The sequence below is a fragment of the Vibrio sp. M60_M70 genome, from assembly GCF_037162085.1.
Classification (GTDB): domain Bacteria; phylum Pseudomonadota; class Gammaproteobacteria; order Enterobacterales; family Vibrionaceae; genus Vibrio; species Vibrio diabolicus.
In genome coordinates this window covers 3,234,628-3,259,713 of the sequence record NZ_JARLUL010000001.1, presented here as the reverse complement: position 1 = coordinate 3,259,713, position 25,086 = coordinate 3,234,628, and the positions used below count along the sequence as shown (strand labels likewise).

At 41.3% G+C, this 25,086-nt stretch carries 20 protein-coding genes, 1 tRNA gene, 1 rRNA gene, 2 pseudogenes and 1 riboswitch; of the genes and pseudogenes, 17 read left to right on the top strand and 7 right to left on the bottom strand.

What is annotated here, in order from left to right:
* Positions 1 to 452 precede the first annotated feature (452 nt).
* The 4 genes from P4S59_RS15205 to P4S59_RS15190 all read left to right on the top strand — a co-directional run bounded on the left by P4S59_RS15205 (position 453) and on the right by P4S59_RS15190 (position 3,643).
* A complete protein-coding gene (locus P4S59_RS15205) occupies positions 453 to 752 on the top strand; it encodes a hypothetical protein (protein WP_337168595.1) in 300 nt (99 codons plus the stop codon).
* Entirely contained in the window at positions 635 to 2,113 is a 1,479-nt protein-coding gene (locus P4S59_RS15200) for a BCCT family transporter (RefSeq protein ID WP_337168653.1), read from the top strand. Before P4S59_RS15205 ends, P4S59_RS15200 begins: the two co-directional genes overlap by 118 nt.
* A 668-nt stretch (positions 2,114 to 2,781) precedes the next feature.
* On the top strand, positions 2,782 to 3,228 hold the full coding sequence (locus P4S59_RS15195; RefSeq protein WP_337168594.1) for a hypothetical protein: 447 nt from the start codon (positions 2,782 to 2,784) through the stop codon (positions 3,226 to 3,228).
* Positions 3,200 to 3,643 (top strand): GGDEF domain-containing protein, encoded by a 444-nt coding sequence (locus P4S59_RS15190; RefSeq protein ID WP_337168593.1) that lies wholly within the window; start codon positions 3,200 to 3,202, stop codon positions 3,641 to 3,643. Before P4S59_RS15195 ends, P4S59_RS15190 begins: the two co-directional genes overlap by 29 nt.
* Positions 3,644 to 3,678: 35 nt before the next feature.
* Here P4S59_RS15190 and P4S59_RS15185 read toward each other — a convergent pair whose 3' ends face one another.
* Complete coding sequence (locus P4S59_RS15185; protein WP_337168592.1) at positions 3,679 to 4,371, bottom strand: helix-turn-helix transcriptional regulator; 693 nt, start codon at positions 4,369 to 4,371, stop codon at positions 3,679 to 3,681.
* 8 nt (positions 4,372 to 4,379) lie between these two features.
* Positions 4,380 to 5,066, bottom strand: a complete 687-nt coding sequence (locus P4S59_RS15180) for an EAL domain-containing protein (protein WP_337168591.1) — start codon at positions 5,064 to 5,066, stop codon at positions 4,380 to 4,382.
* A 791-nt stretch (positions 5,067 to 5,857) separates the two neighbouring features.
* Between P4S59_RS15180 and P4S59_RS15175 the strand changes: the two genes are divergently transcribed.
* The 4 genes from P4S59_RS15175 to P4S59_RS15160 all read left to right on the top strand — a co-directional run bounded on the left by P4S59_RS15175 (position 5,858) and on the right by P4S59_RS15160 (position 9,416).
* Positions 5,858 to 6,295, top strand: coding sequence for an RNase H family protein (locus P4S59_RS15175; RefSeq protein WP_337168590.1), 438 nt, complete (start codon positions 5,858 to 5,860; stop codon positions 6,293 to 6,295).
* A gap of 161 nt (positions 6,296 to 6,456) precedes the next feature.
* Positions 6,457 to 6,642, top strand: coding sequence for a helix-turn-helix transcriptional regulator (locus P4S59_RS15170; RefSeq protein WP_337168589.1), 186 nt, complete (start codon positions 6,457 to 6,459; stop codon positions 6,640 to 6,642).
* Positions 6,643 to 7,023: 381 nt separating this feature from the next.
* Entirely contained in the window at positions 7,024 to 8,115 is a 1,092-nt protein-coding gene (locus tag P4S59_RS15165) for a nucleoid-associated protein (RefSeq protein ID WP_337168588.1), read from the top strand.
* Positions 8,116 to 8,120: 5 nt separating this feature from the next.
* Positions 8,121 to 9,416: a hypothetical protein gene (locus P4S59_RS15160; RefSeq protein WP_337168587.1), complete on the top strand. Its 1,296-nt coding sequence runs from the start codon at positions 8,121 to 8,123 to the stop codon at positions 9,414 to 9,416.
* 424 nt (positions 9,417 to 9,840) lie between these two features.
* Here the strand turns inward: P4S59_RS15160 and P4S59_RS15155 are convergent.
* The 3 genes and pseudogenes from P4S59_RS15155 to istA form a co-directional block, all read right to left on the bottom strand.
* A pseudogene (locus tag P4S59_RS15155) lies at positions 9,841 to 10,181 on the bottom strand (integrase); the annotation flags it as partial.
* Positions 10,182 to 10,279: 98 nt separating this feature from the next.
* The gene (gene istB, locus P4S59_RS15150) at positions 10,280 to 11,020 is read right to left on the bottom strand and encodes an IS21-like element ISVch3 family helper ATPase IstB (RefSeq protein ID WP_238131037.1); all 741 of its coding nucleotides are present in this window, start codon (positions 11,018 to 11,020) and stop codon (positions 10,280 to 10,282) included.
* A 10-nt stretch (positions 11,021 to 11,030) separates the two neighbouring features.
* Complete coding sequence (gene istA / locus P4S59_RS15145; RefSeq protein WP_337167981.1) at positions 11,031 to 12,563, bottom strand: IS21 family transposase; 1,533 nt, start codon at positions 12,561 to 12,563, stop codon at positions 11,031 to 11,033.
* Between the two features lie 383 nt (positions 12,564 to 12,946).
* On the opposite strand from istA, the gene P4S59_RS15140 reads away from it, so the two are divergent.
* From P4S59_RS15140 to P4S59_RS15125, 4 genes and pseudogenes are all read left to right on the top strand, one after another.
* Positions 12,947 to 13,204 carry a helix-turn-helix domain-containing protein gene (locus P4S59_RS15140; RefSeq protein ID WP_019282082.1) on the top strand — a complete coding sequence of 86 codons (258 nt, stop codon included), beginning with the start codon at positions 12,947 to 12,949 and terminating at the stop codon, positions 13,202 to 13,204.
* Positions 13,205 to 13,207: 3 nt separating this feature from the next.
* A pseudogene (gene darT / locus P4S59_RS15135) lies at positions 13,208 to 13,848 on the top strand (type II toxin-antitoxin system toxin DNA ADP-ribosyl transferase DarT).
* A gap of 13 nt (positions 13,849 to 13,861) precedes the next feature.
* Positions 13,862 to 14,902 carry a type II toxin-antitoxin system antitoxin DNA ADP-ribosyl glycohydrolase DarG gene (gene darG, locus P4S59_RS15130; RefSeq protein ID WP_337168585.1) on the top strand — a complete coding sequence of 347 codons (1,041 nt, stop codon included), beginning with the start codon at positions 13,862 to 13,864 and terminating at the stop codon, positions 14,900 to 14,902.
* A gap of 127 nt (positions 14,903 to 15,029) precedes the next feature.
* A complete protein-coding gene (locus P4S59_RS15125) occupies positions 15,030 to 17,036 on the top strand; it encodes an ATP-binding protein (protein WP_337168584.1) in 2,007 nt (668 codons plus the stop codon).
* Positions 17,037 to 17,257: 221 nt separating this feature from the next.
* Here the strand turns inward: P4S59_RS15125 and trmA are convergent, their stop codons facing one another.
* The gene (trmA, locus tag P4S59_RS15120; protein WP_337168583.1) at positions 17,258 to 18,367 is read right to left on the bottom strand and encodes a tRNA (uridine(54)-C5)-methyltransferase TrmA; all 1,110 of its coding nucleotides are present in this window, start codon (positions 18,365 to 18,367) and stop codon (positions 17,258 to 17,260) included.
* A gap of 186 nt (positions 18,368 to 18,553) precedes the next feature.
* Positions 18,554 to 18,751: riboswitch (cobalamin riboswitch) on the top strand.
* 56 nt (positions 18,752 to 18,807) lie between these two features.
* Between trmA and btuB the strand changes: the two genes are divergently transcribed.
* The 3 genes from btuB to murI are packed head-to-tail and all read left to right on the top strand — an operon-like array spanning position 18,808 to position 22,231.
* Positions 18,808 to 20,643 (top strand): TonB-dependent vitamin B12 receptor, encoded by a 1,836-nt coding sequence (gene btuB, locus P4S59_RS15115; RefSeq protein ID WP_337168582.1) that lies wholly within the window; start codon positions 18,808 to 18,810, stop codon positions 20,641 to 20,643.
* Between the two features lie 60 nt (positions 20,644 to 20,703).
* Positions 20,704 to 21,387 carry an ATPase gene (locus P4S59_RS15110; RefSeq protein WP_337168581.1) on the top strand — a complete coding sequence of 228 codons (684 nt, stop codon included), beginning with the start codon at positions 20,704 to 20,706 and terminating at the stop codon, positions 21,385 to 21,387.
* A 40-nt stretch (positions 21,388 to 21,427) separates the two neighbouring features.
* On the top strand, positions 21,428 to 22,231 hold the full coding sequence (gene murI / locus P4S59_RS15105; RefSeq protein WP_046874611.1) for a glutamate racemase: 804 nt from the start codon (positions 21,428 to 21,430) through the stop codon (positions 22,229 to 22,231).
* Here murI and P4S59_RS15100 read toward each other — a convergent pair.
* On the bottom strand, positions 22,194 to 22,631 hold the full coding sequence (locus P4S59_RS15100) for an RNA-binding protein (RefSeq protein ID WP_337168652.1): 438 nt from the start codon (positions 22,629 to 22,631) through the stop codon (positions 22,194 to 22,196). The genes murI and P4S59_RS15100 overlap by 38 nt on opposite strands.
* Before the next feature lie 561 nt (positions 22,632 to 23,192).
* Between P4S59_RS15100 and P4S59_RS15095 the strand changes: the two genes are divergently transcribed.
* Both P4S59_RS15095 and P4S59_RS15090 read left to right on the top strand, forming a co-directional pair.
* Positions 23,193 to 24,745: ribosomal RNA gene (locus P4S59_RS15095) — 16S ribosomal RNA — on the top strand.
* Positions 24,746 to 24,836: 91 nt separating this feature from the next.
* A tRNA-Glu gene (locus P4S59_RS15090) sits at positions 24,837 to 24,912 on the top strand.
* Positions 24,913 to 25,086 lie beyond the last annotated feature (174 nt).

Genomic DNA, 25,086 nt, shown 5'->3' with positions numbered 1-25,086 from the left:
AGGGTTTTAAATCAGGCTTGTTAGGGATTTTCTAGCGGGTGATGTCAGCGTGTTAAGAGGCTGATAAAAATAATTTGCTTGCTATTAATATATAGTAATAGTAATAGAGTAAATGCTGCTGAAAGCCCGAACGACTGTGGATTAATGAAGTGCATAAAGCGTATAGAGGTGAAGAAGTGTTGTCTGTTCAGTAGGGATAAGGCAAACGAAGTAGGAACTCTGTTTATCAATTTTATTATGCTTTACCGGTTTCCTGTTAATAGCGGAATTTCTTATCAGAAAAACTATCCGGTGTTATTCAAAGCATATCAATAGTACTAAGAGTTGTTTAGTATGAATATTTAACACGCACTTGGTAGTAAGTAGTAAGTAGTAAGTAGTAAGGGTGTTTCATCACTCAAACTTCGACAAAAGTAATTAAATTTGGTCACGTATTTTTAAGGAGATTATCCGTGAGCACCGATAATAACGGTGGCATTCAACGCCCCGATGGAAAGGTAAACGCGATAGACACTGACTATCAAATTGGTCAGGATAATGTCGCGTTAAAAGTAGGCCCATTTGGCCTTGATATTCATAACCGTGTTTTTGCAATTTCTGGCTTAGCAATCGTATTGTTTGTTGTAGTAACACTATTATTTCGAGAACAGGTAGAGCCGTTTTTCGCAGATCTAAGAGCGGGTTTGTTACACCATTTGGATTGGTTTTTCTCGCTTCTGGTAATATGTTTGTCATTGTCTGTGTTGGGTTGATTTTTACACCGTTAGGTCGTGTACGAATCGGCGGTACAGAAGCGATACCGGATTATTCCTATGCGGGCTGGCTGGCAATGCTCTTTGCAGCAGGTATGGGTATCGGTCTGGTGTTCTTTGGTGTATCAGAACCTATGTCTCATTTTAGTTCTGCTATTGGTGGCGTGAACGTTGAGAACGGTGTTCGTACTGATTGGGCCCCTCTAGGTGGTGCAGAAGGCGATGCAAGTGCTGCATCTGCACTAGGCATGGCGGCGACGATTTACCACTGGGCGCTTCATCCGTGGTCAATCTATGCGCTATTGGCTCTTGGTTTGGCGATTTTCTCGTTTAATAAAGGCTTGCCACTTACCATGCGATCCATTTTTTACCCACTGTTTGGTGAGCGTGTATGGGGTTGGACTGGTCACATTATCGACATTCTTGCCGTTGTAGCGACAGTTTTTGGTCTGGCAACGTCCCTAGGTTACGGTGCGTCTCAAGCCGCAACGGGTTTGAACTTCCTGTTTGATGTTCCAATGACGAATACTACGCAGGTACTATTGATTATTGGCATCACCGCACTCGCTTTAATCTCAGTTGTTGCGGGACTAGACAAAGGCGTGAAAATCTTATCTGAGATCAACATGGGTCTTGCTGCGCTTTTACTGCTTTTCGTTATTGTTGTCGGCCCGACGATTGCGATTTTAACGGGTTTCTTCGAAAATATAGTGTCATATGTGACTAATATTCCTGCCCTATCAATGCCATTTGGACGAGAAGACGTAAACTATTCTCAAGGTTGGACGGCATTCTACTGGGCGTGGTGGATTTCTTGGTCACCATTTGTTGGTATGTTCATTGCGCGTGTATCTCGTGGTCGTTCAGTTCGTGAGTTCATTATTTGCGTTATCCTTATCCCTTCCTCTGTTTGTGTGTTATGGATGACCGCTTTTGGTGGTAACGCTATAAGCCAATACGTGAGCGATGGTTATGAAGCTGTGTTCAAGGCGGAATTACCGTTAAAACTATTTGCCATGTTAGATGTGATGCCGCTAGCTGAAATTACATCTTTCGTCGGTATTATTTTGGTGGTGGTATTCTTCATCACCTCTTCAGACTCTGGTTCACTGGTTATTGATACGATTGCTGCGGGCGGTAAGGTCGATGCGCCAACGCCTCAACGCGTGTTCTGGTGTACGTTTGAAGGCTTAGTTGCGATTGCATTGATGCTTGGTGGTGGCTTAGCGGCAGCTCAAGCAATGGCCGTGACCACAGGCCTACCATTTACGATTGTTCTGCTTGTTGCAACGGTTTCCCTAGTAAAAGGCCTGATGGATGAACCTCGTCCAAAAGCGGTTTCTAACAAGAAATCAAAATAACCAATATTAACAGTTAAGTATTTGAATAAAACGGCATGCTACAGTATGCCGTTTTTTATTCTTTCCTACGAGGAAATTAACAAATTTTTATATTATATTGAAGCTAAGTTGTGTGAGAGTCGTCGAGATAAAAAGTCTTTAGTGTTTCCTAGAGAATGTGCTTTCACTTTCTGGGTTATTTTTGAAGTGCCTAATTTATTTTATAATATTCATATGATGTGAGACTTCTTGTATATTTGTCATTACACGATACTTTATGTTATTTAGGTTGTGTCGATTAGCATCACTCTGGACGGTCTAGTAATGAAGTTATACCTAGTAATTTTGGATGGTAATTAATATTTCTACCATTCTTTAATTGTTTAAATTACTTCTAAGTTAGTATAAATAAAAGCACCTAATATCCTACCTTGTGTTGTTTATAAATATTCCTTCACATTCTATAAAAATGACATTTTCTGGTTGATGTTTCACGCGGTTGGTGAGATTTTATATTTGATGTTGTTATTGGATTTGTGTTATATGGCTTATAAAAGATGTGTTTTTTGCAAAAGTTACCCAGTATATAGATATCATCGTAAATGGTTTGAAAGGATTTTTTATAAGAAAATATATATTTGTCCTTCTTGTGGCTGTTTAAACAAACAAAAATATTTAGATAAAAAGAAATGAGCAACATTAAAACAACAGAAGTTAGAGATTTTTATGTAAAACTAAATGATGCAATAATTACACATCAGCAAGCAAGATTAAATATATTCTATTTAATTAACTTTTTTGATTCAAAAGATTATAGTAATAGTAGTTTTGAAATAATAATATCTAACTTGGATTTTTCTAAACTACTAGAGGAGGGTATTAATAGGATTGATAATGAAACATTACTAGAAATAAAAGAAAGCCTAGAAGATTTAATTTGTTTTATAAGGAATATGATTGGGAAGTTAAAAATTAATAAGGAAGATTATTTAGAAATGATATCTTTAATGCAGGATGTTGATAGAAATGTAATCCTTTTTAGAAAAGATATATCACATTCATTAGCATATATTGATGATCTAACTGATTTATTAAATAGAATCTGCAATGGAAAAAGATTTAGAAAGGTATCATGAAAAATTTTTGAATGATAAGGAAATTTATTCTATAGCATTAATAGATATAGACAATTTTAAGATGATAAATGATAATTACGGGCATACATTTGGAGATGAAGTATTAAAAGAAATTTCAAAAAAAATAAAGGAATCAATTAGAAGAACTGATAAAGTTTATCGATATGGTGGAGAAGAGATACTGGTATGTTTTAGGGGAAAGAACGTAGAGCAAGTTTTTGATATTATAAATAGATTGCGTAAGAAGGTAGGTTTACATCGAGATTACAATGTTGATTTTAACTTAGAAATAACATTTTCAGCGGGTGTTGCTACGCCTGAAGTAAGCGATTTAACATATATTGATGTAATAGATAGGGCAGATGAAAAACTTTACTCAGCAAAAAAGTCTGGTAAGAATAGAGTTGGGTTTTAATCGATATTGCTTAATCTATTTTACCAGATTTAATATTACTTTCCTTTCAAATAAGCTCTAAACTCACGGGGGGTTATGCCATAAGTATCTTTGAATTTCTTAGAAAAATAAGCTACACTGTTAAATCCAACACAATCTGATATACGTGATACTTGATAATTAGTGGTCTTTAGAAGTTTTGCCGCCAACTCAATTCTTGTCATTGTTAAAATATGGCTGTAGGTTAAATTATAACTCTTTAGTTTTCGAAGTAAGCTTGATTCTGACATGTTTATTTTCCGGCATAAATCCGCCACTGTCCACTTCTTTTTTATGTCAGACATTATTATTTTCTTGACATTAATTAATAAGTGATTTTCACAATAATCACTATACTTTTTCTCTATTAGATTTTCATTTAATAACGAAATTAATAAACTCCTACTTGGTAAAGAACTTTCTTCTACGTCTATAATGGCGCTTACTATTTTATATAATTTATCAAAGTTACATATATTTTTATTTTTAACATTAAATACCTCTATCAAAAAATGATTGCTAATAGAATAAAAGAAGAATATTATGATTGTGTTTTTGTTTATTAGTAAAGTGTCACCTGGCGATATTTTTTTGAGCGTTCCCTTTTGAGAAACTATACCATAGCAGTGGACTCTTATTATATGATCACTATTAGTGTATATACGCCCTTTTAGAACCCCTTTTATTACAAAAGTTTTTTTATTTATCATATTTAAGCCTAACGTCTTTCTGGTGGAAACAAAAAGAATCCTTGTAAATAGACATCGTATTTTTTCATAAAATCAAACTGATAACTTGTCTCAACACCTTCAAAAATTATTCCATTATTGCAAAAAGGAGAAAGAGTAAATAAAACTGATTGTACCTCCATGGAGTTGTCAGTGTTTAAGAAAAGAAACTCTTTATCTATTTTAATATAGTCCCAAGGTATAATTCCAAATGTAGAGCTTGCTAAATAGTCATTGATCTTATAATCATCCAGAGATATTACAGCGTCATTGTCTTGAAGTTTCTTTATATTTTTCAATAAATTGTCATTAATAGGGCAATCAATCTCTGTTATTTCAATTCCAATTTTCCAACATTTAAAGTTAATAATTGTTTCAATGAATTCATCGTCAATTAAGCAAGATAAAGTTAAATTTATAAAGAAAGGAACATCTAGTTCCATTTTTGAAAAGTAGTTTATTTGTCGAACTGAAATTTTCTTAATAAAATCATTTGAAATAGAAGTGAAGAACGATTCGTTGTTAAATATTTCACCGGATTCACTTGTGACTCTTGAAAGTACTTCATAGAAAACTATTTCAAAGTTGGATGGCTTATAGATAGGTTGTAATAAAAATTCAAAAGATGCATATGTACCGTTGTTTTCTATGCTGATTTGATGACTTAAAGTATCCATGTCATTGTCCTTATTATTATATGTTTAAATTTATAATATAAAAAGTGAAATCGTTAAACTTAATATTTTTATATTTATAAACATAGAAGATATAGTTATAATTTAAGTAATGTTGTCAATTTGTTGACTAAGATGTATGAGGTTTTTTTAATTGGGTGATTGATATTAAAGTATATAGAGGAAGGGCTATAGGTAATTAATATAATCACTTATAGTGACGTTTCTAATTTTATAATCACTATGATTTAATTTATAAATGATTTTTTATTATTTTGATTGGTTTTCATATTAAATATATTTAAAAATAATAAAAATTCATTGGTTTAGTAAAATGTAAATAGAGTTAAGTTTATTATTTTTAATATAATCTCACCATTATTTCCTAGTGCAGTACAGTTGTTATCTCAAGGTAGGAAATCTCGATACTATTTTGAGAGCTTATAAATAAGATTACTTTTTCTCAGAGCTATAGTAATTTTTCTATCGAGAAGCTGGAGCTCTAGCAGTTCATTGAGTTCTGAAGTCTCAAAGGGGTAGTCATGGTCAGTCTTTTGGGTACGCATAAGAGATCCTTAAGCTATCTGTTTGGGTATGCGTACTGATGAAATATATCTGAAAGTGTTTTAAATCAGGCTTGTTAGGAATTGGAGGGTAGAAAGTAAGCGTGCCCAGAGACAAGTAAAAAATAACTGACTTGCCGTTGTTATGTAGCAATCGCTGTAAAGCAAGTTATTAACAATAAAGCCGAATCAGAGAGTGTATCGGCTTTTTAGTCTCTGGAGAGTATGACAATGAGTATAGAAATTTATGTAGAAGCGGCCATGGTGAGAAAACAAAGAGGTCGTCTTGTTGGTGGTATTGCGTACATAGCACTCGATGCTGATGGATGTATTGATAATGAAGATTGGGATCCTGTTGGCTATGTCACAGACCAAGCTTACCTAGAGCTGTCAGCGCTTGCTTTTGGGTTAAAGCATGCGAGAGATGGCGATATTATCTATTCAAGCAGCGATTATTGCGTCAAAGGCTTTAATGAGTGGTTAGATGGCTGGAAGCGACGAGATTGGCGTAAAGCAAATAAAGAATCGATAGCTAATGCAGAGCTCTGGCGGCTGGTGGATGAAAGAAGCGCGGAGAAGCGTGTTGAGGTGAGAAAAGTCGCTGCCTGTTCAGCAGGAAAAGATGCAGCTTATAGATACGCTCTCCTGGCGACGAAACGTCAGTTGTAAGGACAATGAATCACTTGCTGGTAGTTCCAGCAAGTGATTCATCTTTGTGTGTTGCTCTTTACAGGAACTATTAGCTGTAGCCTTAGAGTAGGCGAGTAGGAAAAGTAAAAAATAACGTAGCGGCCTTTGTTATGAGTTGAACTACATAACAAGGTTTTAAAATGTTGAATTTTCTTAACTTAGAGCAAGTGATAACCAAAACAACACTATGTAAAAGCACTATTTATGAGCTAATGAAAGTTGGAGAGTTTCCAAAAAATTTCACTGTATCAGGTAAGCGCAAGGCTTGGCTGGAAAGTGAGGTAGAAGATTGGATGATGAGCAAAATTGAGCAAATAGACTATTGATCTTGATAGTAAAGCAAGAGATTTGGGTTTGTAATAATTTTAAAAATTTATAAATCTAGCCATGGCTAGAGAGTAAGTTATGTTTGCAGACCAAGATCATGGTGCCTCGACACGATCATGTTAGGTTTTCCACCAAAACAGCCTCGTGGAGATTTATAACTTTTCAACGTCTTTAGAACTGCTGGGTGTATAAAACACAGTACTTGGTCGTGAAGACAGAGCACCCGCTCTTTGAGTATGTCTGTGTCAATATCACGATAGCTATACTCTCGGCAGATAGCGAAAGATAGGTCATCAATTACCTGATAAACACCTAGTTTTATATAAATCCAGCATGATAATATCCGTACAGTTTTTGTTACTTCACCATCAGGAAGGAATATGGCAGCACCGCTAGTTGTACTTAACGCTATTGCCGCAGAGGTTAGTAAACAAGATGGTCGTTTTGGCTATGAGTTTGGAGATGTCTGGGATGGAGGCAATGAGCATGCACTTAACTTTGTTCAAGAGATAGAAACGAAGTTTAGACGTAAGACTAAGACTTATGGCTTCTTAAGTGTGGATACTGGTAGAAATTCGATACCAACAATATTGACTAATTTCAATGCCGATACTGAGAATGCTTTTGAGGACACCACCCAAAACATGATGGAACGGCTAAAATCATCACTGAATGAAGATGGGCGTGGTAACACACAAGTTGGTCATATGGTCTTTATTCATTACTGCAATGAAGGGGAAGAAGAAGACTTAGGTCGTCTACTAGTTGTTATGGTAGACAAGAAAGACGTGTTTGATTTTGGTGCGGGTCTTGTACCTACAAGATTTAAGTCTATTGATGTTGATACCTTGCGACAAGCTGTGTTGTATGATTTGACGCTATTTGATTCAGTCTATCCTGACCATATTGAGGAGCACCAAGATAAAGCTTACCTACGATTTATCTCAGGTCGTTCAAAAGGACAATTTTTCCAAGAAGCTCTTGGCACGAATGAAATGATAGATAATACTGTAAGTGTATCCAGTATTTTTGATGCAATTGAACAGTTTGGTAAAGAGTTGGGTCTAAGGACTGCTCATATTCGTAAGCTTCGAGATGAAGTTGAGCTATTGATTACGGATAAGAAAGGTAAGCAAATCAGCGTAAATAGTGTCGCTAGAAAAGTAATTGCGAATCTACCAGACGGTAATGATGGGACAACTGCTGATGACTTTGTAATGTTCATCAATGAGAATGATTATAAAATCAGTGAAATCTTCGATGTAACACGCGGTCAATTGCAGAAAGCGACTAACATTGAGGGCCAGAAAGGACAGGATTACTTTTATCGCATCAAAAGAAGTGCTTTGGGTACTGTTGATGATGCGGACAAGAGCATTAGGTACGATGCGGGAACACGAACGATATATATAGAAGTACAAGATGAAGAACAGCATCGTGAGTTATTGGAAGCATTGCCAGACAAGGATTAAGTCTGATGTATGACTCAAGCCATTTGTTTAGCTCGTTTATCAAGGATGGCGAGCAAACAGATTACGACAAAGACATACAGCTTTATGCTTATGAGCTTGATGAGAACATTGCTGAATGCAAAGACTTTAAGCATTTAGAGAAGGCCCTCAAAGAGGTTAACAGCTCATGTGACCTAAAGGCTGAAGGTGGAAAATTATGCCTTGAATTTGAAACTGGCAGTGAGCACTGGCAGGAAGGTTTCGAGGGGTACTTCTATCCGACCTTAGACAACTTCATGCGAGTGTGCGTTCGTAAAAAGAGCGTACCCTCTAAGTTTTGTATTCTTGATAGGAAACTATCTGAATCGGATACAGATGACTCCTTATTGAAAAAGGTTGTTCAGGTTACTAAGTGGGTGAAGTTGTTATCTGATATGGCTGACCATATTCAAGATAATAAAGTATTGGTGTTCTTCGTCCATCACAAAGAAGGGAAGACTAAACCATATCAGATTAGTCCATTTGTTGATCTCCACATAATTGAACAATTGGAACTAGACTGTGACGAAGCGAGATACGAGCGTTTACATGGAAGTTGGCATTTAGAGGATGCCCAGACCAAAGATAGGCAAAGTGTCATGTTGGTCTCATTTGCTGAAATCATGTCTTCAATGGAAGATGGGAATAACCCATTTGAGGTTTTTCTATCAAATACCAAGAAGTTCCATGATAGGTATTGTGAGAACTACGAAATCTATGTCAATAGATTCACTGTAGATAGCCAGCTTCGAGAGATTGATGAGCAGCACTTAAGCTTTGTTGGTAAACTACAGGATTTGGTTACGTCATCGCAAACTAAAGCATTCGCATTGCCGGGAGTCATGGTTGCTATCGGTGCACTTGCACGGACAAACAACTTCCTAGGGATAGTTGCTATTGTTGTTGGTGTTGTAATGACAAAAATCCTGATAGCAAAGTCTAATGAGCTTCTTCATGAGAACTTAGGCCACTTTAAGGACACTTTTGACAGAGCGTTAGGTCACTATGTGAAGTCTAGAACTGAAGCTGAAGAAGTGAAATCTCATGCAATGGATGCACAGGAAAAGCTTAATGCTCAATTAGTTAAAGCCAAGGGTAGAGTTGACTTTATAGATACTATGTCCAACTGGATGCTTGGATTTGGGCTAGCGTTAGCATTTATTATGTTCATATTGGTGTTCAAAACCGACCACCCAGAAGTGACTAAGGCTGCTTGGGATTGGGGTGCTGAAATGTCTAAAACAGCTTTTCACTGGACTAAATCTAAGCTAACGACATTATAATCCAAGGTTATTACTGTGAGTGTGGCTCCAATAGCAAAAGTATGAGAAAGCTGGGTAGTATGAACGGAGTGGTATAAGGGCTCAGGCTAACCTTTGAGGCGAATGACATTAAGCAAATATTCGTAAGTGATGTCCATCAAGGTCTAGTAATATAATTCCCCGCTTTCGATATTCTCTTGTATCCATGCCCACTGCTGCGACCTGCGTATGATCAAGATGAATGGTCTGCAACTGATTTTCTAGATAAGCTGTCCCTAAGTTTTGGTTAATCTGAAGCTGTCAGCTTGGAATGGGTAGAAGTTTGATAGAGTAATCTGTGAGATCTGATTACATCGTAGTGTGGACTCTGACAGATTGAGTTCACGCTAATCCATGTATGAGTAATGGCATACACTCCTCATTTTGGTTAACTACTTGCTCACGTTTAACGTTTATCACAAGCCACAATTTTAGAAACTCGCAAGGCCAGTTTATCCAGTGCCTTTTTACGATCTTCAAAATAATCATGTTGGTCATAAATCCCCTCAACACCTTTTAATTTGTGATTCAAGAATCTCTCGGCCACATAGCCGGGGGGCCTTGCTGTGCCAGTAAGGTTCGACACGTACGACGAAGATTGTGTACGGTAAAATGAGGCAGATCACCCATAAGATTCGTCGGTTGTTTCTTTTTACCAGGTTCATGTCCAAATAGTTTGGTTATCGCGCGATTTAGCGTATCAGGACCCATATATGGATTTTTACTGGTTCGGCGACTAGGAAACACTGAAGATTTTTGAGTTGAGTGCGTATTTCGGTGATTGCGAACGCTTGTTTCGGTTTATTCCGAACACCTTAACCAGCACTTTTTCTCTTTCCCTATTTTTACTCTAAGTGTTCGGATTGCGCCAGTTTTCTCATTGATTCTCCTCCCAGTTCTATTCGATGACTATTGTGAACTAGACGATCCATTAGAGCGTCAGCGACAGTGGCGTTGCCGATCATGTTGTACCATTCTTTTACTGGTAACTGGCTGATGACGATTGTGCTGCTGTTTTGGTAACGATCTTCAAGTACTTCTAACAAGTGACCAGCATGCTCTTGAGTCAGTTTTTCCATCCCCCAGTCGTCGAGGAGTAGTAAGCCTTTCTTAGCCAGCGACTGAAGTTGTTTTTGATAACTACCATCCAGACGACCTGCGGTCAGGTCATCGAGCAAGCGAGTTAATCGGTAGTATCTGACCGTTTGCTGTTGGTCGCAGGCGCTGGTTGCCAGTGCGCAACCAAGATACGTTTTACCTGCGCCTGTTGGGCCTGTGATCAAGATGTTCTGGTGCTTGTGCAGATAGCCACCCGTTAGCAGTTCGCTCATCTGCTTGCGGTTGAGGTTTCGTCCCTCCTTGTAAATAAGTTGGCTCGGCTGAGCATCCACTCTCAGCTTGGCTTGTCGTTTCAGGCGTTGGATTTTGGTTTGATTGCGATTCAAGATTTCACTTTCCAGAAGTAGGCTTAACCTCTCCTCGAAGTCCAGCTCTGCGTAGGTGGTCAGTTGCTCTTGTTGCTGCTCTAACGCTTTCGCCGCATGACTTAAGCGCAGGGTTTTGAGTTGGTCATTCAGTGCGTTCATATCCTTTCTCCTAGTGATAACAGTTCGGGCCACGAACATTGCTGTGAACAAGGTTCGGCGTATTCGCTTTATCTTTACTCAGGTGCCCCTCACGATTGTTCTTGAGTAGATTGTTGACGAAGGTGTAATTGGGTTTTGTCAGCATCAATGCATCTTTACAGGCTTGTTCTAGGCGCGACTCGCCATAGGTTTTACTCAGATTGAGCAGCCCAAGACAGGAACGATAGGCCTGCTCTGGATGAGGTTTGGCGTTCAGCATCTTATTGACGACTTCTCGGGTGGCTGGGCCGATATTGGCTCCCCAGTTGAGCAAGCGTCCAGGCGACCACTTTTGATGTTGATGGTTACTCGGCATGTGCTCTGGTTGAGTGCTGTTTCCACGTTCCCTTTGGCTGCGTGGATGTTGAGCGATCAAGTTACCTTGGTGGTAGATCTGCACCAGACGGTTGGAGGCTTCCAGCTCGACATGGTGGCCAACCAGTTGATGGGGAACCGAGTAGTAGTGACGGCGATATTCGATGTGATAATCAGGCCCAACTTTGGCTCGCTTGGTTTCGGTATAGAGATATCGCTGTTTAGGAAGGGGCTTTAACGCGGGTTTATCGAGTTTGTCGAACAGTGCTTTGCGGCTCGCACCATACTGCTTCATCTCACGTTCGTTTAAGTCATTCATAAGCTCACGGATGGCGAGGTTCAGCTCTTTAAAGGTATGGAAGGTTTGATGGCGAAGTCGCATCATGATCCAACGTTCCACTAGGAGGACGGCATTTTCTGCTTTGGCTTTGTCTTTCGGTTTGTAGGGGCGAGCTGGCATCACGGCAGTTTGATAATGATTTGCCAGTTTTTGATAGCTTTCATTAAGCCTCGGTTCATAACGGTTAGGTTTGCTGACCGCGCTGCGTAGATTATCGGGAACCAAGAGATGGGGGACGCCACCGAAGTGCTCGAAGGCATTGGCATGCGCCTCTAACCAGTAAGACTTCCCTTGGCTGGGGAAGGCTTCCACATAGGTGTAGTTGGACGCGCCTAAGCTTGCTACGAACACTTCTGCTTCGCGCACTTCACCTGTATCAGGGTTGACCACTTGAAGCCGAGGCCCACAGTAATCGATAAACAGCTTATCACCTGCAACATGGAGCTGACGCATACTGCGCTTTTGGGTTTTGAACCAACGAGTGAAGTGCTCGCAGAACTGAGTGTAAGCGTAAGCTTGCTCTTGATATTGCTCATGGTACTCCTGCCACAATAACATCTTTGTCATGCCTTTACGTTTGAGTTCGACAGCGTACTGAGCGAAGTCTGGCATAACCTTGTCTCGACTGGCTTGCTTCGAATGATATAGGGCTTTGGTAAGGTCCGTATCACTGCAACCTTCTGGGAGAGGCCAGCCTATCTGACTTTGCTTAAAGCGAGCGACAAGCTCTGAGACTGTTGCAAGGCTGACATTGAGACAACTAGCAATACTACGGTAGGACAACCCACACTCGTACTTAAGGCGTAATATCTCTTTGATTTTGTTCATTGGAGTTCTCTTTTTAGCCATTGTCGCTTCCTTACGTTCTTGTTTAAGAAGTAAAGAATAGCGAGCTATTGATTTAAAAGAGAAAAAGGAAGGATTTCGGGCATTCCGAACGCGGTTTTCGCTATTCCGAACGCTGATTTCGGAGTTCGCTTAAAAGTGTTCGGATAATCGCGGAATGTACGTTCGGATTAAACCGAAATAGGTGTTCGGGTCATACCGAAATGGCTGTTCGGAATGCTCCGAAATACGCAAGTTGAGATGGATGTGTGAGTGGGACTCAAGCTGTGATCAGTTTTTAGATTTTAAGATTAAAAAGTTAATTTGAAATGAAATTTTTAATCTTGATCGTTATTTTTTGATAGGATGCAGTATCAAAGAAAGTCTGCTGAAATGGATAGGAAGACATGATTAAATGCAACCTTGCCCGTATGATGGGGGAGAGGAAACTAAAAATTTCAGATGTCATTCGTGAAACAGGCTTAAGCCGTAACACCGTGACATTACTGTATAAAGAAACTGCACAAAAAGTGGACTTAGAAGCCATAGATAAACTGTGCATTTTATTTAACTGTCAAGTTGGTGAACTCTTTGAACAGTCATCACTACACAATCAATTGGGTGATAATTCAAGGAAGTTAAACTTGCCTACAAGAAAAGGATGATAAATGACAGTACCATTACAGCCCAAGATTTATCATATTGTTCATGTTGATAGGTTAGCGTCTATTCTTAATGCAAATGGATTGTTATGTGATGCCCAGATCATTGCACAAAATGCGGTGGGAACCACGATAGGTATGAACACTATTAAACAGCGTCGACTCAACGAGTTAACGTTGGATAGTCATCCTGGTTTACATGTTGGACAATGTGTACCATTTTATTTCTGTCCACGCTCCATCATGTTGTATGTGATTTATCGAGCAGACAGTGATGAACTGGCTTACAAAGGTGGACAGGGGCCAATAATTCACCTACAAGCTGATCTTCATGCAACCGTACAATGGGCACAGCAGCAAGGACATCGTTGGGCATTTACTCTTTCAAATGCGGGGTCGTACTTTTTGAAGATAGGAACGACTTAGCTTTATTACATGAACTAAATTGGCCAGCTATTAACGCTACACAATGGCAAAGTTGCAAGGATGGAAAACAGGCCGAGTTTCTTATTGAGCATAGCTTTCCCTGGCATTTAGTCGAGGCGATTGTGGTCAATGCAGACAATGTTTATCATCAGGTAGTCAACACGTTGCAAATGGCAGCACACCGGCCACCTGTTACAATTAATCGTGATTGGTATTATTGAGGGGGCCGTAGATATGATCGAAATTACTCGTGGTGACATTCTGCGTGCTGATGCAGAAGCAATCGTAAATACAGTTAACTGTGTTGGCGTAATGGGGCGTGGTATTGCTCTGCAATTTAAAAAAGCATGGCCTGAAAACTTCAAAGTCTATGCAGCAGCTTGTAAAAGCAAAGATGTTCAGCCTGGGAAAATGTTTATATTTGAAACTGGGCAGTTAGCAAATCCTCGTTTTATCATTAATTTCCCCACGAAGCGTCATTGGCGAGGCGCAAGCCGAATTGAAGATATTGACTCTGGCTTGTCAGCCCTTGTTAACGACATTCAAAGACTAGGTATTAAGTCTATTGCAATACCACCTTTGGGAGCAGGCTTAGGTGGGCTTGATTGGACGGTGGTTCGTGAAAAAATCGAAGTTGCAATGCAGCCGCTGAAAGATGTTCAAGTTCTACTTTATGAGCCATCGGGCGCGCCGCAGAATGATAGAATGGCAAAGCAAAAAGAAGTACCAAAGATGACTCCAGGTAGGGCTGTATTGATTGAGTTGATTCAGCGCTACCTGAAAGGTTTACTTGATCCATCAGTCTCGTTACTTGAGGTTCATAAGTTATTGTATTTTATGCAGGAAGCAGGAGAGCCTTTACGTTTGTCCTATCAGAAGGCGCACTATGGGCCTTATGCAAAAAACCTACGCCATGTTCTTAATGCAATTGAAGGGCATTTTGTTTCTGGTTATTCAGATGGCGGTGATGCTCCGGAGAAAGTACTTCAGTTGGTTCCTGGAGCGGTAAAAGAAGCACAAGAATTCTTGGATCAACATCCTGATACGCGAGAGAGATTTGAAAAGGTATCTCGATTGGTACAAGGCTTTGAATCACCACAGGGCTTAGAGCTTCTTGCTACAGTGCACTGGCTGAATCGGTATGAACAAGCAAAAAATACAGAAGAAGTTATCAAAGGTGTTCATTCTTGGAACGTAAGAAAGCAGCAATTTACCCCAAGGCAAATTACTATTGCTGAAAAAGTACTTGATAGGCAGCACTGGTTGAGCGTGTAATTGAACGTATGTAGAGCCTCTTGTCCAAGAGGCTCTACATACTTAAATCTAAGTTGAATCTTATTTTTTACAAAAAACATATGAAACAGCAACCTTCTGTTTCGTTAATAAGACCAGGGACTGTTTAATGCAAAAGGAACAGATCGAAACAACGAATATAAACCATGCAGGCATCAAGAAGCACTTTAATCGATGGAAGTTAACCCCAGAGAGAGCCGTTATAGAACTAATCGCCAATGGTTTTGATGCTAAAGCAACTGAGGTCAGAATTAGTACCAGTGAAGAGTTCCTTGGGACTACATCCGTACAGATTATTGATAATGGTTTAGGGATTGATCCTGATAAAAAATTAGAACATTTTTCGTGTTTCAATGATTCCCAAAAAGTTGGTGATGATGATACGCAAGGTGCACATGGCCGAGGCCGATTGGCGTTTCATCTTTTATGTGCGAATGCCGATTGGTATTCTCGATTTGGCTGTAAGGATACAAAGATCTCTATCAGCAGTGATGATTTACAACATTATTCGATGCTGAGCCTACTGCCTGAACAACAAAAGCATAGTGTTGTTGCAAATGGTCGGGGAACATGTGTTGAGTTGACAAATTTTACGACCAACCTTCCTGACGATGAAACATTATTGTGTATATTGCAAAATGAATTCGGGTGGCGACTCGCCTTAAATGACAAATTGAAGCTGTATCTCAACAACACTGAGGTATCTGTTCCGATTAATGAAAGTCGTTCCGAGTCTATCGATATAGATGAAATTCCATTTACGGTTAACTTTTTTAGGTGGAAAACCAAACCGGGAACTGAAAATTCAAAGAACTACTTTGTAAATTCAGATGGTAGGGTTACGTATAGTGAAAACAACTCATTTAATAGAAAAAGCCAGTTTTATTTGAGCGTTTATATTCAATCGCCTTGGGTTGACCGATTTGATAAAAACGGCGGATCTTTAAGTTTTGATGAGCTGGATGTTCCACTTGCTACTCCAAGCTCTCCAATTTTTAAGTCCCTCAAAACAAAGATTTTCGATATATCTCGAGATATCTATACTGGATTTTTAAGGCAGCAGGTTGAAAGTCAGTTAGATAGATATGAACAACAAGGCTATTTCCCTACCTACAAAAACCTGAGTGAGCATGATGCTGAGTGGCGACACACTAATGTTCGAACTGTCATCAAGGAAATTTGGCTAGTTGAGCCTTCAATATTTAATAATCTAGGTGCGAAACAAGCTAAAGTCATGATCTCATTATTAGATAAATTGCTTGTTTCTAATGAGAATGACAGTCTATTGGAAGTGCTAGAAAGTGTTGTAGAGCTGGACGAACATCGTCTCCATCAGTTAGCTGAGCAACTAAATAAGACAACGTTGGAGAACATTGTCAGTACGATTGAAGTATTGCAACGTAGGGAGACTGTTGTTAGAAAGTTAGAAGAGCTTATGATTAACAATTACAAGGATGTTTTAGAAACTCCGCACTTACAAGGGATTATTGAAGCTAATACTTGGCTTTTCGGTGAACAATACTCAATGATAGGTGCAGAAGAAGACGATTTTCAAAAAACAGCCCATAATCTTCGGCAGCATATTAAAGAAATCGATGTACTAGCAGAAGATGACTTCGAACAGCAAGACTTAGATGATGGTCTTACTATTGAAGGTGTGAGACGTCAAGTGGATCTATTTTTGGCTAGGAAGACAAAGCAGTTTGATAGTTTTGGTAAGCCCTATTTCAAGTGTACGATTATAGAGATTAAGAAACCGAGTGTATCGTTGAACACAAAACACTTAAGGCAACTTGAAGACTACGCAGGGATTATAGCCCGTCATCCAGGTTTTAGTGGACCTAATATGCGATTCGAATTGATTCTAGTAGGAAGAAAGGTTTCGAATGATGATATGGGGATTCCGAGAGCGCTCAAGTCGTGTGAAGTTCATAACGAACCTGGCATCGTATTCAAAGAAGAGCGAATCAAAGGATATGTGAAGACTTGGTCTTCTATCAAATCTGAGTTTGAGTTAACAAACTCCTACTTGCTTGAAAACCTTAAAACGAAACGAGATACGTTTGAACATATGGGATCAAGTGAGCTAGTTGCCGATCTTCAGCAGGTTTGTTGATAGTGGTTTTTCATTTAGATAAGAGGCAGCATGTAGCTGCCTCTTTTTATATTTTTTGCTATTAGTAAGTATGCATTCAGTACTGGTTATATCTGTACATTCCCTTAAGTCCATTAAAACCTTATGTTTAATAGTTAGGGGGATACAGAGAGTTAAAATCTTCCCGTACCCCACGCCGTACCCAGATTGATTTTTATTGAATATATAATCCGTTAGATCCATTATTTAATGCGCTCTAGCATTACACCCGCTTCCATGTGGTGGGTATAAGGGAATTGGTCAAACAGAGCAAAACGCGTCACGTTGTGTGTTTCGCATAGAATGTCCAAGTTCTCTTTTAGAGTCTCAGGGTTACAAGAGATGTACATGATGCGCTCGTAACCTTGCACCATTTTACAAGTATCGGCATCCATCCCAGCACGTGGTGGATCGACAAAAATCGTGTTGCAGTTGTAGCTCTTCAGATCCACACCTGCATCTTGTAGACGACGGAATTCACGCTTACCTTCGATCGCTTGAGTAAATTCCTCTGCTGATAGACGTAAGATTTGTACGTTATCAATCTTATTGGCAGCGATGTTGTACTGTGCAGATACCACCGATGGTTTAGCTAGCTCAGTTGCCAGGACGCGGTCGAAATTCTGTGCCAAGGCCAGCGAGAAGTTACCGTTACCACAGTAAAGTTCTAGTAGGTCGCCAGTGCTCTCTTGAGTACAGTCGACAGCCCATTCCAGCATCTTCTCTGCGACTTTGCCGTTCGGCTGAGTGAAGCTGTTCTCAACTTGTTGGTAGATGTAGCTCTGACCATTTACATCGAGCTTCTCGATAACGTAGTCGCGGTCTAGGACAATCTTCATCTTACGAGCACGACCAATGATGTTTAGGTTGAAGCCTTCATCATTTAAACGCTGTTTAAGGGCTTTCGCGTTTTCAATCCACTCTTCATCAAGTTGGCGATGGTAAAGGAGTGAAACCAGAATCTCACCGCTTAGCGTCGATAGGAAATCCACCTGGAACAGTTTACGACGTAGCGAGTCATTGTCTTTCATCGCTTCAACCAATAGCGGCATCAGGTCGTTGATCAGACGGCTTGCTGCAGGAAATTGGTCAACACGGTATTTCTCACGAGTTTCTTGGTTGAACATGATGTAGTAAAGATCTTCGCCTTCATGCCAAACACGGAACTCAGCACGCATGCGGTAGTGCTGCTCTGGTGATTCAAACACTTCCAGTTCTGGCATGTTGTATGGCGCGAACATATCCGTGAGACGTTCGACTTTTTCAGCCAGTTGTTCTTGGTAGCGTTGTGGATTTACATCAAGAGTAGCCATGATCTTACCTTTTATGGTGCATTCAATTTAAGAGCGCAGATTTTATTCAATCTCAATAGGATGTCCAGTTTTGTACTGGAATTGATTTAAAGATAGTGCGTACAGACAGAGTAGAAAGCAAAATCAATCAAAACGTTACAACTTATAAGGGCAATATTGGCTGGACAAATAATCAATAGCTGAATAATATTTGCCTCAAGTTGGTGTTATCTAGCAATCTAGATGGCTGAAATGGGAATCTGGTGTGAATCCAGAACTGACGCGCAGCGGTAAAAGAGAACGAACGCTCATCAGACACTGCATTAGTTTATGTGGGAAGTCGAGCAAGTAGGCGGTACACCCTTGCTCTTGAGTCCGAATACCTGCCAACAACTGAGCCACAGCACTGGACTGTCATGATGACAGGGCTCGGAAGGAATTACGCGATTTAGGACAATACAATGAGAAAATCCGCACTGGCGATCACTTTGGCATCGCTGCTTTCACCTGTCTCTTATCTACAGGCCCAAGAAACCTCCACTGACGAAACCATCGTTGTGACTGCAAACCGTTTTGAGCAAGCCGAAAGCCGTACGTTGGCAGATGTCGAAGTGGTTACTCGACAAGACATTGATCGCATTCAAGCGAAAACCCTACCAGATGTGTTGCGCCGTCTTACGGGGATTCAAGTTTCACAAAATGGTGGTCGTGGTCAGTTAGCGTCTTTATTTGTTCGTGGTACCAGTTCCGACCAAGTTCTAGTACTGGTTGATGGCGTACGTTTTGCGCGTGCAGCGAAGGGCGCTGTGGACTTTAACCAAATCCCACTTACTTACGTTCAACGGATTGAGTACGTGCGTGGTGCGCGTGCGTCACTTTATGGTTCAGAAGCGATTGGTGGCGTGATCAATATCATCACCATTGCGCGTGCTGACGAAGAAGGAACGAAGTTAAGCGCTGGTTTAGGTAGCTTAGATTACCAAGAATTGAGTGTGGCATCTGGCATTAAAGTCACAGCGAGCGGCCAACTGAATATCGCGCTTGGTAGTGAAAGTGATGATGGCTATAACGTTCGTCCTGTACCGGGAGTTAATGACGGCGATCGCCATGGCTTTGATACAAAGAATGGTCTGCTAGGTTACGTGCATAACTTCAATGACCAGTGGTCTGTATTTGGTAACCTACGTGCTTACGAAAATGTTTATCAATATGACAGCAGCTACGGCAGTCGCGGTTATTACGAAGCAGAAAAAGACGACCTTTCTGCCACTCTGGGCGGTAAGTATCAGTCTGGTAACGTGATGTCAGAACTACAAGCAACGGCACAGAAACAGAAGTCTTGGAACTATGAGCAAGCAAAAGGCAAACACTCAGGTACTGAAGATGAACTTGAACAGCAAAATGTCCAGTGGACCAACAGTTACTTGTTAAACAACAATACGACGTTTGCTGGTGGTATTGATTGGCGCAACGAATCTTACAAAGACAAGAGTGCGAATAAAACGTTTGATCGTACCAATGGCGCTCTGTTTGGTATGGCAACCACTAGTATTGATAAAGCAATGCTTGAGGGCAGTGCTCGCTTGGATGATAACGAAGAATACGGTAGTGAGTTCACTTACAGCTTAGCGGCTGGTTACCAGTTTGTGCCAGAGTTTGGGGTTAAAGCTTCTTTTGGTACTGCGTTTAAGGCTCCAAACCTATATCAACAGTATGACCCAACATACGGTGAGAAAGATCTGAAGCCGGAAGAGTCAGATGCTTGGGAGCTAGCATTCAGCGGTGATGTCCAAGGCGTTTTTTGGTCCGTTACGGGTTATGACTATAAAATCACGAATCTTATCGATTACCATCCAACCACATACAAATATTTGAATGTCGATGGTGAAACACATATCCAAGGTGTGGAGCTTGTTGCTGAGTTTGATACAGGGATTGTGCAGCACCAGTTGAGTGCAGATTACAAAGATGCTGAAGACGATAAAGGGCATCAGTTGCAGCGCCGCGCTAAAGAAATGTATAAGTGGAACGCTTTAGTGAGCTTCGATAAAGTGGACTGGTCGGTTAGCTATCAGTACGTCGGTAAGCGTCCAGATGTGGATTACAGCACTTGGCCTTCACAAGATATCACGCTTTCTTCTTACTCGTTGGTTGATACGGCTGTGACTTACTATCCGAGTGAGTCGACCTCTATTAGCGCTCGTATCGATAATCTATTTGATGAAGAGTATGAGATGGCAAAAGGTTACCCTGCTGCGGAGCGAGCGTACTATCTAAACGTTGGCTACGAATTCTAATCGTGAATGAACACAAACCGCCTTCGGGCGGTTTTTAATATTTTTGTGATGGAAAATCGAATGACGAAACCTAAGCAAGTGGTGATCAGTTGGTCCAGTGGCAAAGATTCGACATTAACGCTTGAGCGCCTTAACGAGAATCCAAATTATCAAGTTGTCGGTTTGTACACGACTTACGTAGGGAAAGAAGTCCCTTTCCAAGCAACTCCGCTTGAGGTTGTAAAAATGCAAGCCGACTTACTTGCGCTTCCGCTCATTACTATCGAACTGCCTGAAGTTTTTCCGAGTAACGACATTTATCAATCGACCATCGTTAATGCATTACAAAGTAGTGGTCTGAATATAGAAGCTGTCGCATTTGGCGATATGTTTTGCAATGGCATTGCCGAGTACCGACGCAGCTATATTGAACCTGCTGGCTGGGAATGCGTCTTTCCTCTATTAGGGGAGAGCAGCGAAAAACTAGCGATGGAAATCATAGAGCGTGGTATTCAAACGATGTTGATCACCATCGACGGAAGTGTTCTCCCTCCAGAATGGTGTGGTCTCTGGTATGACAAAGTCCTAATAGAGTCATTACCAAGTCAAATTGATCCCTGTGGGGAAAATGGTGAATTTCACACACTGGTCACGTCTTCGCCGTCTTTTCAAGGGCATATCGAGCTGACGAAGCGAGATGTAGAATCTGGAGATAGATTCAGCCATCAAAGATACCATGCTAAAGCATTGCCAAAACAAATCTAAGCAGTATGATCGCAACGTTTCTGTTCTTTAGGTAAGGCTCGTGCGAGTAGCAAGTAAGAAAAAAGTCCTAGTTTTTGACTCCGGTGTTGGTGGTCTTTCTGTATTCCAAGAGATACATCGCCTATTGCCGCATCTTGACTACTTATACTTATTCGATAATCAGGCTTACCCTTATGGTGAACTCGATCAGGCGGTACTCATTTCACGAGTTAACCAACTGGTCTCTTCATTAGTCGAAGAACACCAAGTCGACATTGTTGTCATTGCTTGTAATACGGCAAGCACCATAGTGCTTCCTTCCTTACGTGAAAATCTATCGATTCCCGTTGTTGGTGTTGTCCCTGCGATTAAACCCGCATCGCTTTTGGCATCAAAAGGGGTAGGGCTGATCGCCACTCCGGCGACAGTAACACGCCAATATACTCACGAGTTAATACGAGACTTTGCGCAAGGCAAACCGGTTGAGCTGTTGGGATCAACTCGCTTGGTGGATATGGCCGAAGAGAAGTTGCGAGGCAACAGCGTTTCTCTAGACGAACTGACAAAAATCCTGCTTCCGCTTCGCGATAAAGTAGACGTTGCGGTGCTCGGTTGTACTCACTTCCCTTTAATCAAAGAGGAAATTCATCAAGCTTTGGGTGGGGACGTTACTTTAATTGATTCGGGTGCAGCCATTGCACGTCGAGTAAAAGCATTACTATTAAGTGATGAAATTGAGGATACGGAAGAGGGAAGTAAGTCGATTTATGCCAGTGCAACTCCTTGGCAGGAAGATGCACTGAACATTTGTTTAAAGAAGCTAGGTTTTAATCCTGTTCTGGTTTACCACCATCCGGGTGTTTAGGATCGTTCGCAATTCTCACTTTTAGCGTTCTCTCCATATATTCCTTTTCATTAAGTTTAGCGATAGCTGGCTTGGCATCTGCCGCTGCCATCACGACAAAACCAAACCCTCTTCTTTTTCCAGTGCGCTTATCTTTCATTAAGCGTACTGCATAGACCTGTCCATATTCAGCAAACAAATCGCGAACGTGACTCTCATTGGCCTTATAAGGAAGGTTGCCGACATACAGAGTTTTAGTCGATGGATCCGAGTCCGTTGATTGAATAGAAGGTGTCTGGCTAGAAAATGAAAATAAAAAAGCAGTAGCGATAACACCAATGAGAAAACTCAAGGCTGGTGGGATGGTGACTTGAGAGAAGACGATTCCCCCAACGACGGCCAGCCCAGCACATAAAATCAGATTTTTTTAGACGTCATTTTAATTACTACACATAGTGATAAAGAGATCGATTGTCCATTAACAGAATAGACACATGAATCTTACGTATATGGTTGGTGTTTTTCCAACCAATTGCTGTGATATGTCTCAAATGTGACGAAGAAATATGCAAATATCACGCTTTTGGCTAACTAATGACCTGTTGAAAGTTTTTTTGCAAAAAACGCTTGTACTAATTTCTCAACTCCCTATACTGCGCATCCACCGACACGGAGTGAGACGAAAGTCACACAGCGAAGAGAAAAAGAAATTTGAAAAAATGCTTGACTCTCTCACGGTGCGGAGTAAGATACGCACCCCTAACGACGAGCAACTAAGTTGCTAGATAAGTTAGAAAAGCTCTTTAAAAATATAAACCTATCAATCTGTGTGGGCACTCGTTGATGATAATCCAATTAGAAGCTTCGGCTTCAAATTAGGTTTCAATGAAACGAAGTGACCATTGAATCTTCGGATTCAGCACAGTCAATTCAAACATTACGTTATGTAATGTTCAGTATTCATTGAGCCGAACAAAATCTTAAATTGAAGAGTTTGATCATGGCTCAGATTGAACGCTGGCGGCAGGCCTAACACATGCAAGTCGAGCGGAAACGAGTTATCTGAACCTTCGGGGAACGATAACGGCGTCGAGCGGCGGACGGGTGAGTAATGCCTAGGAAATTGCCCTGATGTGGGGGATAACCATTGGAAACGATGGCTAATACCGCATGATGCCTACGGGCCAAAGAGGGGGACCTTCGGGCCTCTCGCGTCAGGATATGCCTAGGTGGGATTAGCTAGTTGGTGAGGTAAGGGCTCACCAAGGCGACGATCCCTAGCTGGTCTGAGAGGATGATCAGCCACACTGGAACTGAGACACGGTCCAGACTCCTACGGGAGGCAGCAGTGGGGAATATTGCACAATGGGCGCAAGCCTGATGCAGCCATGCCGCGTGTATGAAGAAGGCCTTCGGGTTGTAAAGTATTTTCAGCAGTGAGGAAGGCGGCGTCGTTAATAGCGGCCTCGTTTGACGTTAGCTGCAGAAGAAGCACCGGCTAACTCCGTGCCAGCAGCCGCGGTAATACGGAGGGTGCGAGCGTTAATCGGAATTACTGGGCGTAAAGCGCATGCAGGTGGTTTGTTAAGTCAGATGTGAAAGCCCGGGGCTCAACCTCGGAATAGCATTTGAAACTGGCAGACTAGAGTACTGTAGAGGGGGGTAGAATTTCAGGTGTAGCGGTGAAATGCGTAGAGATCTGAAGGAATACCGGTGGCGAAGGCGGCCCCCTGGACAGATACTGACACTCAGATGCGAAAGCGTGGGGAGCAAACAGGATTAGATACCCTGGTAGTCCACGCCGTAAACGATGTCTACTTGGAGGTTGTGGCCTTGAGCCGTGGCTTTCGGAGCTAACGCGTTAAGTAGACCGCCTGGGGAGTACGGTCGCAAGATTAAAACTCAAATGAATTGACGGGGGCCCGCACAAGCGGTGGAGCATGTGGTTTAATTCGATGCAACGCGAAGAACCTTACCTACTCTTGACATCCAGAGAACTTTCCAGAGATGGATTGGTGCCTTCGGGAACTCTGAGACAGGTGCTGCATGGCTGTCGTCAGCTCGTGTTGTGAAATGTTGGGTTAAGTCCCGCAACGAGCGCAACCCTTATCCTTGTTTGCCAGCGAGTAATGTCGGGAACTCCAGGGAGACTGCCGGTGATAAACCGGAGGAAGGTGGGGACGACGTCAAGTCATCATGGCCCTTACGAGTAGGGCTACACACGTGCTACAATGGCGCATACAGAGGGCGGCCAACTTGCGAGAGTGAGCGAATCCCAAAAAGTGCGTCGTAGTCCGGATTGGAGTCTGCAACTCGACTCCATGAAGTCGGAATCGCTAGTAATCGTGGATCAGAATGCCACGGTGAATACGTTCCCGGGCCTTGTACACACCGCCCGTCACACCATGGGAGTGGGCTGCAAAAGAAGTAGGTAGTTTAACCTTCGGGGGGACGCTTACCACTTTGTGGTTCATGACTGGGGTGAAGTCGTAACAAGGTAGCGCTAGGGGAACCTGGCGCTGGATCACCTCCTTATACGATGATTATTGCGATGAGTGTTCACACAGATTGATACGGTTTATGAAGTTTAAGAGATAAGAACATCCCCCAAGATGTTCAACTTAGTGTCCCGTTCGTCTAGAGGCCTAGGACACCGCCCTTTCACGGCGGTAACAGGGGTTCGACTCCCCTACGGGATACCATCTTTAAGCGCATTTAATTAAGTGTTCTTAAAAATGGTTACTTCTTTGAAGTGATTAGCTCTTTAACAATTTGGAAAGCTGACAAAACAACAATTTATTGTTGTTTGTAAAGTTCTCAAAGTATTCATTTATGAATACAACTAAAAACACATTCAAGTGTTCTTGGAATTTGAG

Bases quoted from the DNA above. Each gene is read 5' to 3' on its own strand.
- P4S59_RS15190 (WP_337168593.1), top strand. From the start codon at position 3,200: ATGGAAAAAGATTTAGAAAGGTATCATGAAAAATTTTTGAATGATAAG.
- P4S59_RS15160 (WP_337168587.1), top strand. From the start codon at position 8,121: ATGTATGACTCAAGCCATTTGTTTAGCTCGTTTATCAAGGATGGCGAG.
- P4S59_RS15195 (WP_337168594.1), top strand. From the start codon at position 2,782: ATGAGCAACATTAAAACAACAGAAGTTAGAGATTTTTATGTAAAACTA.
- P4S59_RS15165 (WP_337168588.1), top strand. From the start codon at position 7,024: ATGGCAGCACCGCTAGTTGTACTTAACGCTATTGCCGCAGAGGTTAGT.
- P4S59_RS15175 (WP_337168590.1), top strand. From the start codon at position 5,858: ATGAGTATAGAAATTTATGTAGAAGCGGCCATGGTGAGAAAACAAAGA.
- btuB (WP_337168582.1), top strand. From the start codon at position 18,808: ATGAGAAAATCCGCACTGGCGATCACTTTGGCATCGCTGCTTTCACCT.
- P4S59_RS15110 (WP_337168581.1), top strand. From the start codon at position 20,704: ATGACGAAACCTAAGCAAGTGGTGATCAGTTGGTCCAGTGGCAAAGAT.
- P4S59_RS15140 (WP_019282082.1), top strand. From the start codon at position 12,947: ATGATTAAATGCAACCTTGCCCGTATGATGGGGGAGAGGAAACTAAAA.
- P4S59_RS15180 (WP_337168591.1), bottom strand. From the start codon at position 5,066: ATGGATACTTTAAGTCATCAAATCAGCATAGAAAACAACGGTACATAT.
- istA (WP_337167981.1), bottom strand. From the start codon at position 12,563: ATGGCTAAAAAGAGAACTCCAATGAACAAAATCAAAGAGATATTACGC.
- trmA (WP_337168583.1), bottom strand. From the start codon at position 18,367: ATGGCTACTCTTGATGTAAATCCACAACGCTACCAAGAACAACTGGCT.
- darG (WP_337168585.1), top strand. From the start codon at position 13,862: ATGATCGAAATTACTCGTGGTGACATTCTGCGTGCTGATGCAGAAGCA.
- P4S59_RS15185 (WP_337168592.1), bottom strand. From the start codon at position 4,371: ATGATAAATAAAAAAACTTTTGTAATAAAAGGGGTTCTAAAAGGGCGT.
- P4S59_RS15170 (WP_337168589.1), top strand. From the start codon at position 6,457: ATGTTGAATTTTCTTAACTTAGAGCAAGTGATAACCAAAACAACACTA.
- istB (WP_238131037.1), bottom strand. From the start codon at position 11,020: ATGAACGCACTGAATGACCAACTCAAAACCCTGCGCTTAAGTCATGCG.
- P4S59_RS15125 (WP_337168584.1), top strand. From the start codon at position 15,030: ATGCAAAAGGAACAGATCGAAACAACGAATATAAACCATGCAGGCATC.